This window comes from Pantoea allii (genome assembly GCF_046529425.1).
Taxonomy (GTDB): Bacteria; Pseudomonadota; Gammaproteobacteria; order Enterobacterales; family Enterobacteriaceae; genus Pantoea; species Pantoea allii.
In genome coordinates this window covers 2,258,580-2,275,204 of sequence record NZ_CP125958.1, presented here as the reverse complement: position 1 = coordinate 2,275,204, position 16,625 = coordinate 2,258,580, and the positions used below count along the sequence as shown (strand labels likewise).

16 protein-coding genes are annotated in these 16,625 nt (G+C 52.1%); 5 read left to right on the top strand and 11 right to left on the bottom strand.

Annotation, left to right across the window (positions count from 1 at the left end; genetic code table 11):
• Positions 1-106 precede the first annotated feature (106 nt).
• The 3 genes from QNH99_RS10770 to pdeR all read left to right on the top strand — a co-directional run bounded on the left by QNH99_RS10770 (position 107) and on the right by pdeR (position 4,598).
• Positions 107-2,173: a carbon starvation CstA family protein gene (locus tag QNH99_RS10770; protein WP_096010536.1), complete on the top strand. Its 2,067-nt coding sequence runs from the start codon at positions 107-109 to the stop codon at positions 2,171-2,173.
• On the top strand, positions 2,166-2,456 hold the full coding sequence (locus QNH99_RS10765) for a YbdD/YjiX family protein (RefSeq protein WP_283355716.1): 291 nt from the start codon (positions 2,166-2,168) through the stop codon (positions 2,454-2,456). The genes QNH99_RS10770 and QNH99_RS10765 overlap by 8 nt, the downstream gene beginning before the upstream one ends.
• A gap of 156 nt (positions 2,457-2,612) precedes the next feature.
• Entirely contained in the window at positions 2,613-4,598 is a 1,986-nt protein-coding gene (gene pdeR / locus QNH99_RS10760) for a cyclic di-GMP phosphodiesterase (RefSeq protein WP_096010535.1), read from the top strand.
• A 4-nt stretch (positions 4,599-4,602) separates the two neighbouring features.
• On the opposite strand, the gene QNH99_RS10755 is transcribed toward pdeR, so the two are convergent.
• The gene (locus QNH99_RS10755) at positions 4,603-5,469 is read right to left on the bottom strand and encodes a crotonase/enoyl-CoA hydratase family protein (RefSeq protein WP_283355717.1); all 867 of its coding nucleotides are present in this window, start codon (positions 5,467-5,469) and stop codon (positions 4,603-4,605) included.
• 271 nt (positions 5,470-5,740) lie between these two features.
• Complete coding sequence (gene araD, locus QNH99_RS10750) at positions 5,741-6,439, bottom strand: L-ribulose-5-phosphate 4-epimerase (protein WP_241567886.1); 699 nt, start codon at positions 6,437-6,439, stop codon at positions 5,741-5,743.
• A gap of 346 nt (positions 6,440-6,785) precedes the next feature.
• Between araD and osmB the strand changes: the two genes are divergently transcribed.
• Positions 6,786-7,001, top strand: coding sequence for an osmotically-inducible lipoprotein OsmB (osmB, locus tag QNH99_RS10745; protein ID WP_063879760.1), 216 nt, complete (start codon positions 6,786-6,788; stop codon positions 6,999-7,001).
• 79 nt (positions 7,002-7,080) lie between these two features.
• Here osmB and yciH read toward each other — a convergent pair whose 3' ends face one another.
• From yciH to pgpB, 5 genes are all read right to left on the bottom strand, one after another.
• Positions 7,081-7,404 carry a stress response translation initiation inhibitor YciH gene (gene yciH / locus QNH99_RS10740; protein ID WP_096010533.1) on the bottom strand — a complete coding sequence of 108 codons (324 nt, stop codon included), beginning with the start codon at positions 7,402-7,404 and terminating at the stop codon, positions 7,081-7,083.
• Positions 7,401-8,114 carry an orotidine-5'-phosphate decarboxylase gene (gene pyrF, locus QNH99_RS10735; protein ID WP_063879762.1) on the bottom strand — a complete coding sequence of 238 codons (714 nt, stop codon included), beginning with the start codon at positions 8,112-8,114 and terminating at the stop codon, positions 7,401-7,403. Before pyrF ends, yciH begins: the two co-directional genes overlap by 4 nt.
• Positions 8,115-8,304: 190 nt before the next feature.
• On the bottom strand, positions 8,305-9,474 hold the full coding sequence (gene lapB / locus QNH99_RS10730; RefSeq protein WP_063879763.1) for a lipopolysaccharide assembly protein LapB: 1,170 nt from the start codon (positions 9,472-9,474) through the stop codon (positions 8,305-8,307).
• A gap of 6 nt (positions 9,475-9,480) precedes the next feature.
• Positions 9,481-9,792 (bottom strand): LapA family protein, encoded by a 312-nt coding sequence (locus QNH99_RS10725; RefSeq protein ID WP_063879764.1) that lies wholly within the window; start codon positions 9,790-9,792, stop codon positions 9,481-9,483.
• A 129-nt stretch (positions 9,793-9,921) separates the two neighbouring features.
• Positions 9,922-10,686: a phosphatidylglycerophosphatase B gene (pgpB, locus tag QNH99_RS10720; RefSeq protein WP_410517650.1), complete on the bottom strand. Its 765-nt coding sequence runs from the start codon at positions 10,684-10,686 to the stop codon at positions 9,922-9,924.
• 228 nt (positions 10,687-10,914) lie between these two features.
• Between pgpB and ribA the strand changes: the two genes are divergently transcribed.
• On the top strand, positions 10,915-11,508 hold the full coding sequence (gene ribA / locus QNH99_RS10715) for a GTP cyclohydrolase II (RefSeq protein ID WP_256852645.1): 594 nt from the start codon (positions 10,915-10,917) through the stop codon (positions 11,506-11,508).
• A 31-nt stretch (positions 11,509-11,539) separates the two neighbouring features.
• Here ribA and acnA read toward each other — a convergent pair whose 3' ends face one another.
• The 4 genes from acnA to cysB all read right to left on the bottom strand — a co-directional run bounded on the left by acnA (position 11,540) and on the right by cysB (position 16,436).
• Entirely contained in the window at positions 11,540-14,221 is a 2,682-nt protein-coding gene (acnA, locus tag QNH99_RS10710) for an aconitate hydratase AcnA (RefSeq protein ID WP_096010530.1), read from the bottom strand.
• A gap of 403 nt (positions 14,222-14,624) precedes the next feature.
• Positions 14,625-14,804: a hypothetical protein gene (locus QNH99_RS10705; RefSeq protein WP_283355719.1), complete on the bottom strand. Its 180-nt coding sequence runs from the start codon at positions 14,802-14,804 to the stop codon at positions 14,625-14,627.
• Positions 14,805-14,807: 3 nt separating this feature from the next.
• Complete coding sequence (locus tag QNH99_RS10700; protein WP_074181023.1) at positions 14,808-14,966, bottom strand: YmiA family putative membrane protein; 159 nt, start codon at positions 14,964-14,966, stop codon at positions 14,808-14,810.
• Positions 14,967-15,461: 495 nt separating this feature from the next.
• A complete protein-coding gene (gene cysB / locus QNH99_RS10695; RefSeq protein WP_063879768.1) occupies positions 15,462-16,436 on the bottom strand; it encodes an HTH-type transcriptional regulator CysB in 975 nt (324 codons plus the stop codon).
• Positions 16,437-16,625: the final 189 nt, after the last annotated feature.

Sequence of the window (16,625 nt, the reverse complement as noted above, 5' to 3'; positions counted from 1 at the left end):
GCGCTTCACAGTTTTATCTTTATTAACTTCCACTTACATTCCATTACATTAACGTTAGCTCGTTGTCTTCGATCGCCTTCCATTCGGTCTCTACAAGGAGTGAGTTATGAAGAACGTCAAAAACGGCGTGCTTTGGTTAGCAGTGGCGTTAATTGGCGCGGGTGCGTTCGCGATGCTGGCGCTTAACCGCGGCGAGCACGTCAACGCAGTCTGGCTGGTGGTTGCCGCAGTCGCCTTTTACAGCATCGCTTATCGTTTTTACAGCCTGTTTATCGCCCGCAATATTTTTGAACTGGACGACCGCCGTCTGACGCCTGCTGAGCGCCTCAGCGATGGTCTTGACTATGTTCCCACCAATAAGTGGGTGCTGTTTGGTCACCACTTTGCGGCTATCGCCGGTGCTGGCCCGCTGGTCGGCCCTATTCTGGCGGCACAGATGGGTTTTCTGCCTGGTACTATCTGGATTCTGATCGGGGTGATGATGGCGGGCGCCGTTCAGGATTTCCTGATTCTGTTTATCTCTACGCGACGTGATGGCCGTTCGTTAGGCGAAATGGCGCGTCAGGAGCTGGGCGCTTTTGCCGGTGTGATTACTATGCTGGGTGCGCTGGGCGTGATGATCATTATTCTCTCTGCGCTGGCGCTGGTGGTGGTGAAAGCCCTGGCGAACAGTCCGTGGGGACTGTTTACCATCGCGGCGACCATTCCGATTGCGCTGTTTATGGGCATCTATATGCGCTTTCTGCGCCCGGGAAAAATCGCCGAAGTCTCGTTGATCGGCTTTGTGCTGATGATGGCGGCCATTATTTACGGTGGTGATGTCGCACAGCATCCTTACTGGGGCCCGTTCTTTACGCTGAAAGGCACCTCGCTGACCTGGGTGCTGGTCATCTATGGTTTTATCGCCTCAGTGTTACCGGTCTGGCTGCTGCTGGCCCCGAGGGATTACCTTTCTACCTTTCTGAAAATCGGCGTCATTGTCGGGCTGGCTGTGGGTATCGTCTTTGCCATGCCAGAAATGAAAATGCCTGCCGTGACCCGATTTATTGACGGCTCGGGGCCGGTCTTCTCTGGCGCCCTGTTCCCGTTCCTGTTTATCACCATCGCCTGTGGCGCTATCTCCGGCTTCCATGCGCTGGTATCCAGCGGAACCACTCCTAAGCTGATAGAGCGCGAAAGCCATATTCGCTTTATTGGCTACGGTGCCATGCTGATGGAGTCGTTCGTGGCCATCATGGCGCTGATTTGCGCCTCGGTACTGGACCCGGGTGTGTACTTCGCGATGAACTCGCCCGCGGCACTGATTGGTACCACGGTAGAAAATGCCTCTCAGGTCATCAATGGTTGGGGATTTGTGGTCACGCCTGAGATGTTAAGCGGTATCGCCCGGGATGTGGGCGAAGCCTCCATCCTGTCACGTGCCGGGGGTGCGCCGACCTTTGCAGTCGGCATGGCACATATCATTACTGAGGTGTTTAACAGCCGCGCCATGATGGCCTTCTGGTACCACTTCGCCATCTTATTTGAAGCCCTGTTTATTTTGACCGCCGTGGATGCCGGCACGCGCGCCTGCCGCTTTATGGTGCAGGATCTGGTTGGCACGGTCGTGCCTTCTATGGCGAACAACCGTTCATGGCTGGGCAATATGTCAGGGACCACCGTCGCCGTCGCCGGCTGGGGTTTCTTCGTTTATCAGGGCGTTATCGATCCACTGGGCGGTATCAACACCTTGTGGCCACTGTTTGGGATTGGTAACCAGATGCTGGCCTCTATGGCGCTAATCCTGGGCACGGTGGTGCTGTTCAAGATGAAAAAGCAGCGCTATGCATGGGTGACGATTCTGCCCACCATCTGGCTGTTTATTACCTCGATGACAGCGGGATGGCAGAAGATTTTTCACGAAAAACCGTCAATTGGTTTTCTTGCTCAAGCCAATAAATTCCGAAAAGGTCTGGATGAAGGCGTTATCATCGCACCAGCTAAAACCGTGGCCGATATGCAAACCATCGTATTCAGTAACCAGATTAATGCTGCCCTGTGCGGGTTCTTTATGCTGGTCGCCGTCACGATGCTGATTGCCGCGTTCTTTGTGATTCGCCGTGCGCTAAGCAGCAACGTGCCTACCACGCATGAGTCAGATGTGGAATTGCGTAAGGAGGTGCGCCATGTATGACAGCATCCATCGCGTAGCGCGGCCCCAGGGTAGCTGGCATATTATGCGTTGCGATTTACTTTCCACCCCTGTTCGCATCGGCTTTCGCTGGCGCGCACTGTGGCAGGGACTTCAGCAAAGTTTTCGTTTGATGGTTGGCGTGCAGGATTATCAAAAATACCTGCAGCACATGCGGCGGCGGCATCCTGAAATGACACCGATGAGCGAGCGGGAGTTTCATCGTTATTGTCTGGATGCCCGCTTTCCCAGTCAGGCCGGAAAGCTGGGTAAATGTCCGTGCTGAACATAAACTGAGCCCCGCTTCGGCGGGGTTTTTTATGCCCGTTTTTTCTGGAAAGTAAAATAAATACAGTTTCATCTTGTGCTGGCATCAGTTGATGAATACTGTTGCTAAAATAACGAGATAACGCCAGCAATGTACTTCCTGGAGGGAGTGACCATGACCGATGAACAAGGGCAATCATTGTTGTATACCTTGTTTGGTACAACCAGCCCTCATTGGCGATTAAACGCGGACAGTGATGCGCTGCTATTTGCCTTAGATGAATCATCGAACACCAGCGTGGCTGTTCCCCTGACGCCGGGTCAATGCAGTTTGCTTCGCGCGATGCCGGTTATCACTTCCAGTATAAATCTGACGTTAACAATACACGGCGAGCAGGTTGCCATGCATTTTGTCGGTCGCAGGATCAATAAATCCGTCTGGGCCGGTACCGCGTCGGCATGGGGCGATACCTCGGCGGTGGCTCGCGACCTGACGCTAGGTCTGTCTTTTGCTGAACAGGTCGTTTCGGAAGCCAATTCCGTCATTGTGATCCTGGACCAGCGCGGCAACATTCAACGCTTTAACCGACTCAGTGAAGAGTACACCGGCCTGTATGAACAGGACGTGATCGGTCGGAATGTTTTTCAGCTGTTTATGACCAAACAGGAAGCTGCCGCCTCACGTCGTAACATTGCGGGTTTCTTCCGCGACGGTAACTCCTACGAAGTCGAACGCTGGATCAAAACGATGAAGGGACAGCGACTGTTTCTGTTTCGTAATAAGTTTGTTCACAGCGGCAGCGGTAAAAATGAAATTTTCCTCATCTGTTCAGGAACGGATATCACGGAAGAACGCCGCGCGCAGGAACGACTGCGCGTTATGGCCAATACCGATGGTATTACTGGCCTGCCCAATCGTCATGCGATTCATCAGCAGATTAGCCAGGCGCTGGAGCGTGCAGAAGGCAGCGAAACCGGCGTGGTCTATCTGGACTTAGATAACTTTAAGAAAGTTAATGATGCCTACGGTCATATGTTTGGCGATCAGCTGTTACAGGCCGTTTCTCTGGCTATCCTGAGCTGTCTGAGCAAAAACCAGACACTCGGACGGCTGGGCGGTGATGAATTTGTCGTGTTGGCGGAACACACCAGCCAGGCGGCGCTGGAGGCAATGGCCACGCGTATTCTCGATCGCCTGCGTCAGCCGTTTCGCATTGGCCTGATCGAAGTTTACAGCGGCTGTTCAGTCGGCATCGCCCTTGCACCGCTGCATGGGGAAGATCGTGAATGTCTGATTCGTAACGCCGATACGGCGATGTATCACGCCAAAGAGAATAACCGCGGTCGATATTGTGTTTTTGCTGAAGAGATGAACCGGCGGGTTTTTGAATACCTTTGGCTCGATACCAATTTGCGTAAAGCGCTGGAGCAGGACCATTTATTAGTGCATTACCAGCCCAAAGTCGATTCTGACGGTAAAGTACGCAGTGCGGAAGCGCTGGTCCGCTGGAATTCGCCAGAGCGCGGGCTGGTATCACCCGGCGAATTTATCCCCTATGCGGAAGAGTCCGGCCTGATCGTGCCGCTTGGTCGCTGGGTCATGCTCAATGTGTTGAAGCAGATTCTTGCCTGGCGGCAGCAGAATATTCACCTGCGCGTCGCGGTGAACGTCTCGGCGCGTCAGTTGCTCGATCAATCGATCTACAGTGACCTGAAGCAAGCCCTGACGGATGCGGGTTTGACCGAGTCCCCAGTAGATATTGAACTGACGGAAAGCTGCCTGATAGAGAATGAAGCCGAAGCGTTGAAGCTGATGCGTAAATTCCAGGAACTGGGCGCGCAGATTCACCTTGATGACTTTGGCACCGGCTACTCCTCCCTGTCGCAGCTGGCGCGCGTGCCCATTAATGCCATTAAGCTGGATCAAAGCTTTATTCGAAATGTGAACAAACGGCCGGTATCGCAGTCTCTCGTCAGGGCCATTGTCGCGGTGGCGAAAGCGCTGGATTTGCAGGTGATTGCCGAAGGCATTGAAACTGTCGATGAAGAAGAGTTTGTCGTGAAAAGCGGCGTCGATGGGCGACAAGGCTATTTTTACGCAAAACCAATGCCCGCAGATCAGTTTGGGCACTGGCTGGCTCAGCATCCTGCCCGCGTCTAGATCGCTAACCCGCTTTACGCAGTGATGCGCTGTGGCGGTTTTGTAACTGTACTAAACGTTCCATATAGGCAATATCTTTCGCTTCGAGCGTAAATGCGTAATCTACCCAGTCCTCGGTAATATCCATTAATTCAGCGCGTGAAAGCTGTAATACCCGCTGACGCGCCTTTAACATGGCACGTACGCCATTGAGTTTTGGCCGCAATGTATCGATAAACGTGCGGGTCGCCCGGTAACTGTCGCCCGGTTGAAATACCTTATCCACTAAGCCTCGCGTTTCGTACCATTCAGCACTGTGGGACTCACCTTGCATGATCAGCTCTTCAGCCAGTTTCATGCCCGAACGCCGCGCGACTAACGAGTAGCCCCCCATTCCCGGAAACAGGTTAAAGGCGATTTCAGGAAAGCCCATCCGGGCATTGTTCTGGGCCAGGATAAAGTGATGCGCCAGCGCGGCTTCAAAACCGCCGCCAAGGGCGCTGCCTTCAATCATCGCGAGCGTAACCGCGCCGGTATCAAATCCGCGGGCGGCCGAGTGGATGCAGTCCACACAAGCCCGTGCATAGGCACGCAAAGCTTCACGGCGGTTATTGCGAATACATTCCACAAAAAAGCGCAGATCGCCACCGGCATTGAACATTTGTGGTACTAACGAGCCGGTTACCCAGAAATCGATAGGTAAGCCCGAACGCTGAGCGGTATAACTCAGGTTCATGATTTCTTCGATCAATTCATGATTAAAACTGGGGCGTGGTTGGGCGCGCAACATCATCCACATGGTGCGACGTCCTTCCTCGTAATAGGCAACTAACTGCGTAGTGTGTCCGGCTTCGGAAAACAGTCTGCATGTGGGTTGGTTAATCACGGTCATTGTCTCATCCTCTGTTATTTTGATGCGCTAATTGCGCCACATCAGCCTAATCCAGAGTGAGGCCAGACCAAATGAGAGATTGATTTACAACATAAATTCCAGAGTGATCCCCGATGCATTCGGTTTAAATGATTAGTATGCTTTCTTGATAAAGTCAGGCTAAATCCCAGAAAGACGCGAACCTATAACGGGTATTGATGAGACTGAAAACTGCTTAACATGCCGCCAGCAAGAAACGGGTCGGGACGCAGACAAGGCTACGCCCCCATAATTATTTCTGGCCGTACCAGGCATTTTCACCGTGCTTACGCAGATAATGCAGATCAAGCAGGGTTTGCTGAATAGGCGGAAGACCGGCAGTGAGTTGCTGGCTAAACAATCCCATGTAGGCCACCTCTTCCAGCACCACCGCACTGTGCACCGCCGCATGTGCGTCTTTGCCCCATGCAAAAGGACCATGCGAGTTTACCAGCACCGCTGGGATGGCGGTCGGGGAAAGCCCGCGTTGTGCGAAGGTTTCAATAATCACCTCACCTGTATTCCACTCATACTGGCTCTTGATCTCTTCATCACGCATTGCTCGCGTGCAGGGAATTTCACCGTAGAAATCATCCGCGTGCGTGGTGCCCCAGGCAGGAATCGGGCGGCCTGCCTGTGCCCAGATGGTGGCGTGGCGGGAATGCGTATGGACAATTCCGCCAACCTCGGGCCAGGCCAGATATAGCGCCCGGTGCGTTGCCGTGTCGGATGAAGGGCGTTTCTCACCTTCAACCACCTCACCGGTGGCCAGATTCACCACTACCATGTCCTCAACTTTCATCACATCGTAGCTGACGCCGGAAGGTTTAATCACTAACAGGCCTTGCTCACGGTCAATGGCGCTGACGTTTCCCCATGTAAAGGTGACAAGGTTATATTTGGGGAGATCCAGGTTAGCTTCCAGAACCTGTTGTTTAAGATGTTCCAGCATTTTTTTCTCCTGCTGAGAAGGGTCTTAATATTCTGCTGAGCAGGCAGGAAAAGCGTTATGGAGCAAATGGCTAAAAAGCAGCGGAAAATGGCTGTGAATGAAAAATTGTGCTGCGAATTAAGAATTATCTATCTTCGGAAATTCTTCAAAATGAATAGAATTCTGTCAGGCATCCGACAGGTCCATCTGTTGATGATGCTTTTCAGCCGCTACAAACAGATCGTCCATGGTGTCTGGCGTTTTTATACCAAAAGGGATGCGGTAATAATGCGACACAGGCGGCCTGAAAAAATTTCACAGCTATACTTACTGTGTTGCCTCTGCATACACAATAAAGGAGAAGTTTATGACAATTACAATGAAAAAAATGACCGCTGTTGTATTAGCAACCACGCTGGTTATGGCGTTAAGTGGCTGTTCAAACTGGTCTAAGCGTGACCGTAACACCGCAATCGGTGCAGGTGCCGGTGCAATTGGGGGTTCTGTATTAACCAACGGCAGCGCGCTGGGTACCGTCGGCGGTGCAGCAGTGGGTGGTATCATCGGTCATCAGGTTCACTAAGAACCGCATTACAATAAATAATAACGGCTACGCAGCGCATCTACATAACAAGCCGGGCTACTTTGTAGCCCGGTTTTTTTTATCCCCCTGCCAGTTTGACCTTCATCCCTTTGGCTTCCAGCAGGCTTTTTAATAAGTCACGTTTGTCGCCCTGAATTTCAATCACACCCTCTTTTACCGCGCCGCCGCAACCGCATTTTTTCTTCAGTTCAGCGGCCAGCTGATTCAACGCTGATTCATCCAGATCCACGCCGGTAATAAGGCAAACGCCCTTGCCTTTTCGTCCGCTGGTTTGGCGCTGGATACGGACAATTCCGTCACCTTTAGGACGTTCTGCCTTTGGCTCGGACTGAGTAAGGCGACCTGCGTCCGTAGAATAGACTAAAGGGTTATCACGGCTCATTTTACCGTCTCCAAATCCTGCAGTAGCGCCTTAAGCGTCGCTGCGGGGTCCGCGGACTGAGTAACAGGACGTCCTATTACCATATAATCCACGCCAGCAAGCCGTGCCTGTTGCGGCGTCATGACGCGACGTTGATCCCCTGCGTCACTACCAAGGGGCCGGATTCCTGGCGTAACCAGCGTGAAATCATGACCGATAACCTGTTTGAACCGCGCGGCTTCCTGTGCCGAACAGACCACGCCATCAAGTCCGCATTCGTGCGTCAGTTTTGCCAGTCGCTCAGCCTGCTCTGCGGGTGACACGGTGATCCCAAGGCCCAATAAGTCATCGGCATCCATGCTGGTCAGGACGGTAACGGCAATCAGCAAAGGCGCCTGCTGACCAAATGGCAGCAGCGCTTCACGGGCGGCATTCATCATACGTGCCCCGCCGCTCGCGTGAACGTTCACCATCCAGACACCGAGATCGGCGGCGGCGGCAACCGCACGAGCGGTGGTATTGGGGATATCGTGAAATTTCAGGTCGAGAAAGATGTCGAATCCACGCTGCTGCAGGGTTTTCACAAGTTGCGGGCCAAACAAGGTGAACATTTCTTTGCCCACCTTCAGGCGGCAACTGCCCGGCTCTATCTGATCGACAAAGTGCAGCGCGCTATTCATATCGTGGTAATCAAGCGCCACTACCACCGGCGAAGTCTGGGATAAGGCCATGCTATTTCCTCTGCAGTAGGCACCTGCTGGCGCGTTAGACAAACGGCACGCATTCTACCTGCCTGCTTTTCGCATCACAATCCCTGTTGTTCTGCTAAGCGATATGCGCACGGAGCTGGACTGTTATTTTGAATAAATGCCGATAGTATGTTGTAACTAAAAAGCAGCGACCGACGCCAGCGCTTCGGGGCTATTGTCCATCGAGTCCGCGAATCGGTTTAACGGATGACCAGGTCCGGCATGAAGGACAGTGCCAGTAAAGCGCATGCGCCGTGAAGCCGCATTTGTGGCAGCGATAGCGTGGCTTGGTGCGGATTTGTTCGCCAACCAGATCGCGCAGCACCATCAGGCTTTCTTTTGCACGCCCATCTTCTGCCTCGTGCAGGTGAAACTCCATCAGGCGATGAAAGACGCGCATATTGGGGTGACGTTGTAACTGATGATTAATGTAGTTTTGCGCGGCTTCGGCGCCCTGCTGCCGCTCCAGAATCTCTGAAAGATAAAGCTCCGCTGCAGCACCTGTATTCTCGTCAACACAACGCTTAAGGAATTCTGCCCAGGCATCAGGCTGGTTGAGGCGCTGAAAACACGTCTCCAGCATTGGAAGCGTTTCACTGACCAGCTCTTTATCCTGATCCAGAACGCGCTGCAAATGCTCGACGGCTTTTGCGTACTCCCCTTTTTCCATCAGGATACGGCCCATCATAATAGAGACGCGGGCGCTCTGCCGATCGGCCGACTCCCCTTTTTTCAGCAGCGTCATGGCTCTGTCGAGGTCGTCGCTGCTCATCGCCTGCAGGGCGAGTTCACAATAAAAATGGGCAATCTCACCTTTCTGCCGGTCTTTACCCAGCTTCACCAACCGCTCAGCGACGTCAATAGCCTGCTGCCAGTCGCTGGTCGCCTGATGGATAAGCAGAAGTTGTTGCAGCGCGCCAATACGAAAATCCGTCTCATCCGTCAGCTGTTTGAACATGTCTTCGGCACGGTCGTAAAGGCCTGCCGCCATGTAGTCCCGCCCCAGTTGCTGAATCGCTAACAGGCGCTGTTCGTAGCTCAGTGATGCGCTTTCCATTAAGGACTGATGGATGCGGATCGCGCGATCAACCTCGCCCCGGGAACGGAACAAATTGCCAAGCGTAAGGTGGGCTTCAACGGTGCCGCTGTCTTCCTTGAGCATATCAAGGAACAGATCGACCGCTTTATCTTGTTGATTGGAGAGTAAGAAGTTTACCCCCGCCACGTAATCACGCGACAGGCGGTTTGATTCCTGTTGCTTGTCCTGCTGCGCACTGCGTCTGCCCATGTACCATCCATAGGCAGCGGCGACAGGAAGTAACAGAAACAGCAGCTCTAACATGGAGGCTTATTCCTGCACAGCCGGCGGCAGCGGTTTACCACTTGTGCCTGGCGTGCTCTGATCGACCTGCGCCTGCAGACGCTTAATTTTACGCTGCGCATTGGCAAGAGAGACGCGAATACGTAACCAGAAGAGCCCGCAGATAACCCATCCCAGCAAAAAGCCAACACCAAAAAGGGTTGCCAGTAAGGTGGAGATACGGAAGTCGCCCTGCGCCAGCAGATAGTTAAAGGTGATAACCTGGTCGTTGTGCGCGCCAAGGGTCACGGAAATGATAAAAATGACCAAAACCACTAAAAAAATCAGCAAATATTTCACAGTGCATCCCGTTGTGAGGTAGTCGAAAAGAATTATGCCAAAATTACGGCAAAAATACTGCTCCTGGCAGCATCAGATGACGCGCTTTTGCTCAATCTCAAGATAAAGATATGGTGCTGAATGTTGCAATTACAATCCTTGCTCCCGTTCAGCGACCTCTTGCTGTTCTTCTGGCGGCAAGCTCAGTGGGCCACAGAAGCGCTGGGCGAGCCAGGTCGCCAGGACAACCAACAGCCAGGAAATGAAAGTGGCAACGGCCAGATCGCGCGGCCAGTGCATACCCAGCAGCAAGCGACTGCCCATTACGGCCACAGACCAGACGCCGACAAGCACGATGGTTTTATAATGCCGACGCGGCCATAACAAGCCGATGACCAGCAAGGCCCAACTGGCGGCAAACATGGTATGTCCGGATGGGAAAGCAAAACCCGTTTCAAACGCCCAGTGTTTTTTCAGCCAGCCGGGAATGTGCGACTCATCCGCGATCAGCTCGGTGACGCGCTGGCCACGTTGCTCGCGGCTCAACTGGTAAAAGGTCTTATCATCCAGCCCGTGGGTTTTCTCCAGCCAGACAACATAAGGGCGCGGTTCCTGCACCTGCTCTTTGATAAAGGATTTCGTGTACTGGCCAGCTAAAATCGTAGCGTTCATGATCAACAGCAGCAGCAGCGCCGGTTTAAGCCTGAAACGCAGGCACCACATCACCCAGGCACTTAACACCAGGCTGGTCAGCATACCCCAGGGCCGCGTGACCGTTTCCGTCATCCAGAACAAGATCTTAAGAAACGTATTACTTTCGCCAGGCTGCCACTGCCAACCGGACAAGCCGACCGCAACAGGCATAATGAGCAGCAGCAGCATTCCTGCCAGCGTACGTTGAAAGATGTTAACCATCCCTTTTCCTTTCTCCTGGTGAAAACCTATAACAAAAGCATAACTTTAGCTTAAAAAAGAATAACATAACCTTTTCAGATTAGATAATCGTGCTTTATCACAACAATCGTTTACACAGATTAACAGCCTGCCTCGCGGTTGTGGCACAATATTCCTCGTTTGTCAGGCCGCATCGGCCTGTGCACTATTATGATGATAGTGCATCCTTTGAGGGTTCTGGAGAGTCACATGCAGCTTAAACGGGTGGCAGAAGCCAAACTGCCAACGCCATGGGGAGATTTCCTGATGGTAGGTTTTGAAGAACTGGCAACCGGTCATGACCACGTTGCTCTGGTCTTTGGCGATATTAATGATAATCAACCAGTGCTGGCTCGCGTCCATTCCGAGTGTCTGACTGGCGATGCGCTGTTCAGTTTGCGTTGCGATTGTGGCTTCCAACTTGAAGCTGCGCTGAATGCCATTGCGGAAGAAGGCCGTGGTGCACTGCTTTATCACCGCCAGGAAGGTCGCAATATTGGCCTGCTGAATAAAATTCGTGCCTATGCTTTACAGGATAAGGGATACGACACCGTTGAAGCCAATCATCAGTTGGGTTTTGCCGCTGACGAGCGTGACTTCACCCTGTGCGCGGATATGTTCAAGTTACTCGGCGTGAATGAAGTTCGTCTGCTGACTAACAATCCGCGCAAAGTCGAGATTCTCAGCGAAGCCGGGATTAACATTGTTGAGCGCGTGCCGCTGGTTGTGGGGCGCAATCCTGAAAATGCGCACTATCTTGATACTAAAGCAGAAAAAATGGGCCATCTGTTGCCTAAGGCCTGAATGAAACAGCCGGGTCGCCCCGGCTGTCTTATTAGTTAAGCATGTTGCGAATGACGTAGTGCAGGATGCCGTCGTTGCGGTAATAGGTCAGCTCATTACCGGTATCAATGCGGCAGCGCGTATCCAGCGTCTCTTTACTGCCATCAGCTCGCGTTAACGTAACCGAAACGGTACATCCCGGCTTAAGCTGAGACAGATTTTCAACGTCCACCGATTCATCCCCCTTCAGACCCAGGGTTTTACGCGTGACACCCTGTGGGAATTCCAGCGGTAAAATGCCCATACCAATCAGGTTGGAACGATGAATACGCTCAAAAGATTCGGCGATAACCACGCGAACGCCTTGCAGACGCGGCCCTTTCGCAGCCCAGTCACGGCTGGAACCCGACCCGTACTCTTTCCCCGCAATCACTGCCAAAGGTACGCCCTCAGCCTGATATTTCATCGCAGCATCGTAAATGGCCAGTTGTTCACCGCTGGGATAGTGTTTGGTATAGCCACCTTCAACGCCGGGCACCATTTCATTTCGAATACGGATGTTGGCAAACGTACCGCGCATCATCACTTCGTGATTGCCGCGACGTGAACCATAGGAGTTAAAATCATTGCGCTCAACGCCGTGCGACAGCAGATAACGACCCGCCGGACTTTCGGCTTTAATGCTACCGGCAGGCGAAATGTGGTCGGTGGTAACCGAGTCGCCAAGGATCGCCAGCAGGCGCGCGCCATGAATATCTTTAACCGGTTTAGGTTCCTTCTCCATGTCATCAAAGAAAGGTGACAGACGAATATAGGTGGAACCTTCATCCCAGTCATAGGTTGCCGCTTCACTCACCTTGATTGCCTGCCACTCTGGCGTGCCGTCAAAGACCTCCGCGTACTCCTTATGATACATATCGCTGGTCACCTGCTGTACGGCGGTCGCAATCTCTTCAGGTGACGGCCAGATATCTTTCAGGAAGACTGGCTTGCCATCACGATCCTGTCCAAGCGGTTCGGTTTGCAGGTTGATCTTCATATTACCTGCCAGCGCATAGGCGACCACCAGCGGTGGAGAGGCCAGCCAGTTGGTTTTAATCAACGGATGAATTCGCCCTTCAAAGTTGCGGTTGCCCGACAGCACCGCCCCCACCGTCAGGTCGCCTTCTTTAATCGCAGACTCAATTTCATCCGGCAACGGACCCGAGTTACCAATACAGGTGGTACAGCCGTAGCCCACCAGGTTGAAACCCAGTTTATCAAGGTGCGGCGTAAGCTGCGCGACGGCCAGATAGTCGGACACCACTTTGGAGCCTGGTGCCAGGGACGCTTTCACCCACGGCTGACGTTTTAAACCACGCTCTACCGCTTTTTTCGCCAGTAAGCCTGCGGCCATCAGGACGCTGGGGTTCGAGGTATTGGTACAGGAGGTGATCGCCGCAATAGCTACTGCGCCATCGGTCAGCGTATGCGTCAGCCCGGTTGCGCTGTCGGTGTACTCAACCTGCTTATGTGGTTTTTGTGCGTGATTGACTTCAAGTTCATTACTGGCGTCAAAAGCGGCAGGCACATCGCCCAGCGACACACGATCCTGCGGGCGCTTAGGACCGGCAAGGCTTGACTCTACCTCATTCATATCCAGCGCAAGGCTGCTGGTGAAAATGGGCTCGTCGCCAGCGTTGCGCCACAGGCCCTGACGTTTAGCATAGTGTTCGACTAACGCCACCTGCTCCGCATCGCGGCCGGTTAACGTCATATAGCTCAGCGTCACTTCATCAACCGGGAAGAATCCGCAGGTCGCGCCGTATTCTGGTGCCATGTTAGCAATGGTCGCGCGGTCCGCCAGCGGCAGGTCAGCCAGACCATCGCCATAGAACTCGACGAACTTGCCGACGACGCCATGTTTACGCAACATTTGCGTAACGGTCAGCACCAGGTCGGTCGCGGTAATTCCGGCGCGCAGTTTACCGGTGAGTTTGAAACCGACCACGTCGGGAATCAGCATGGAGACGGGCTGCCCCAGCATGGCGGCTTCGGCCTCTATCCCGCCCACGCCCCATCCCAGTACGCCAAGGGCATTAATCATCGTGGTGTGAGAATCGGTGCCGACTAACGTATCGGGCCAGGCATAGTTTTCGCCGTTAATTTTTTGTTGCCAGATAGCTTTACCCAGGTATTCCAGATTCACCTGGTGACAGATACCGGTACCTGGTGGTACGACACGAAACTGGTCAAAGGCCTTTTGGCCCCAGCGTAGAAAAACGTAACGTTCGTGGTTGCGTTCCATTTCCAGGCGCACGTTCTCTTCAAAAGCCTCATCGTCGCCAAAATGGTCCACTGTTACCGAGTGGTCGATAACCAGATCGACAGGTGAAAGTGGATTCACTTTCGCCACGTCACCACCGAGGCGATTAACCGCTTCGCGCATAGCGGCAAGATCGACCACCGCCGGCACACCGGTGAAGTCCTGCATTAATACACGTGCCGGACGGTAGGCAATCTCACGATCGGCATGGGCTGTTTTCTGCCAGTCGACGAGAGCCTGAATATCCTCTGCCGTAACAGAGTCGCCATCCTGCCAACGTAACAAGTTTTCGAGCAGGACTTTCATGGACTTGGGCAAGCGGTCAATGTTGCCCAGATGTTGTGATGCGCGAGGTAGACTGAAGATGTGATAGTTTTGATTATCTACCTGCAGTGTTTCCTGACTCTGCTCGCGTAGTGTTAACGACATAGCTCCTCCTTTATAATCATGGTCTTTAAACCTCAGAGACAACAAGGTTTAGTATAAAGATAGACCACTTTTCTGTTAACGTTTTGATTACAACACCAATTGCTACAATCTGACGCAAACAAAAATGCCTCGTAAAATTACGAGGCATTTTTTATAAACCGGAATCGTTATATTACAGGGCAGCCCAAAACGCGGTCATCCACACGGTAAAGGAGAAAGCATAGGCACTGAACCAGGTCATTTTAATCATATTCATAAGATTACTCCTGCGCCGAATGGGCAATAAAAAGCCGTACAACCATCCTTTTTATGGGATGTCATCGTTTATACTGTGTGTGAAAAGGGCTTAATTAAGCAGCCTGAATGACAGAAGATGTGTCTAAAAGAAAAGAGCGATGTTTAATTATTTTGCTTTCGGGTCCAGAAAAGACTCGATGAAATTACGTTGATAATCGTTTAAATCCCAGTTTTCGGGGATAGACACTTTTTCCGCCTTTGCAACCGGCTCTTTTGCTTTGTAGCCAGAGAGACGGTGCTGACGAGTGGTGGTCGTGTGCTTATGGCAGAGTGCGTTTGCCCACATGGCTTAACCCCAAATGCGCCAAATCATTAATGCTACAACAACCCAGAACAGCGCTGAGGCAGCGAATACAGTCAACCAGGCGTTGCGACGAGTGTTACCTGAGCGCTTAACCTTGGTGCTTTTAACCGGGAAACCCGGGTCTACAGTCAGTCTCGTAGTCATAGTTTTTGATAATCACTCTCAACAAAACGATTGATAACATCGATTAAGATTTAGGAAGAATCCTAAACCCGTTAAGGCCAAAAATCCAGTAATTTTTATTGCACAAAACGATTAACGCAATTTATCAAAACGGTTAAAATTACTTAAGTAACGATTAATTACTTATTATTAATAAACCTGAATCGCGGTCACAAAAATTTGAGTTAATTTAACTTTAGATCCAGCCATTACTAAACCCCTCTTTCTGCGGCCCCTGAATAAACGCTTTACCGTCAAGGCTTAACTGGAGTATGGGAATTATCCTGGCGAGTCGCAAAGGTATCACGTCAAAAATGTGTCGTAATTCGCATTTAAGATACAGCAAACTTTAAACATGTGATCGACACAGCATTAACAAAAAAATAATAAAACTTTTCAACCTAAGCATGGCGCTAACGTTCAAACAAAAAAAAGGCTGCACTAAGCAGCCTGAGACTAATGGATTGCACCTACCAGTTACTTAAACGGCAGCTTTATATCCTTAAACATGGCTTCAATATCGTCGTTAGAACGCAGCGCCACCGCCGTATCCACCACATCGCGCGTCAGATGCGGCGCAAAGCGCTGGATAAAGTCATACATGTAGCTACGCAGGAAGGTGCTGCGGCGAAATCCAATCTTGGTGGTGCTGTTGATGAAGATTTCAGAGGCTTCAATTCTGACCAGATCAGGATCAGCGACAGGGTCCACTGCCATACTGGCGATAACGCCGACTCCTAATCCCAGCCGGACGTAAGTTTTTATCACGTCCGCATCTGTCGCGGTAAAGACGATACGCGGCGTCAGGCCCGCGCGCATAAAGGCGGTATCCAGCTCTGAGCGTCCGGTAAAACCAAAGGTGTAAGTGACCAGCGGAAAATCGGCCAGTTCCTCAATGGTCACCTGCCCTTTGCCTGCCAGGGGATGATCGGGCGTGACGACAATAGCCCGGTTCCAGTGATAGCACGGCAGCATGATCAAGTCGTCGTACAGGTGCAGCGCTTCTGTGGCAATCGCAAAATCGGCATTACCCTTTGAAACTGCTTCGGCAATTTGCGTCGGTGACCCCTGATGCATATGCAGTGAGACGCGCGGATAGCGCTCGATAAACCCTTTAATCACGCCGGGCAGTGCATAACGTGCCTGCGTATGGGTGGTTGCCACATACAGCGAGCCTTTATCGGGCCAGGTATGTTCACCGGCCACGGACTTAATCGCATCGACTTTAGAGAGCACTTCACGGGCGATACGAATTATTTCTTCACCCGCCGGCGTCACCTGGGTGAGATGCTTACCGCTGCGGGCAAAAATTTGTACGCCAAGTTCATCTTCCAGCATACGCACCTGTTTACTGATCCCAGGCTGCGAGGTGTAGAGACCTTCTGCTGTCGACGAGACATTAAGATTGTGGTTAACGACTTCTACGATGTAGCGCAACTGCTGTAATTTCATATCTGTTTTTATCCTGGTCGGTTACAGAGTCGCATCCCCGGCTGACGTACTGTCGCCCAGGCGGGTGAAGTATGGCTGAGCAGTAAGAAGGGATCGGAAATGCTATAACCACTATAGCATTTTAAGTACCACTGTAGAACGGATTGATATAAGGCAAGAAAAAGGCCAGCGGGCGCTGGCCTTTAGGGG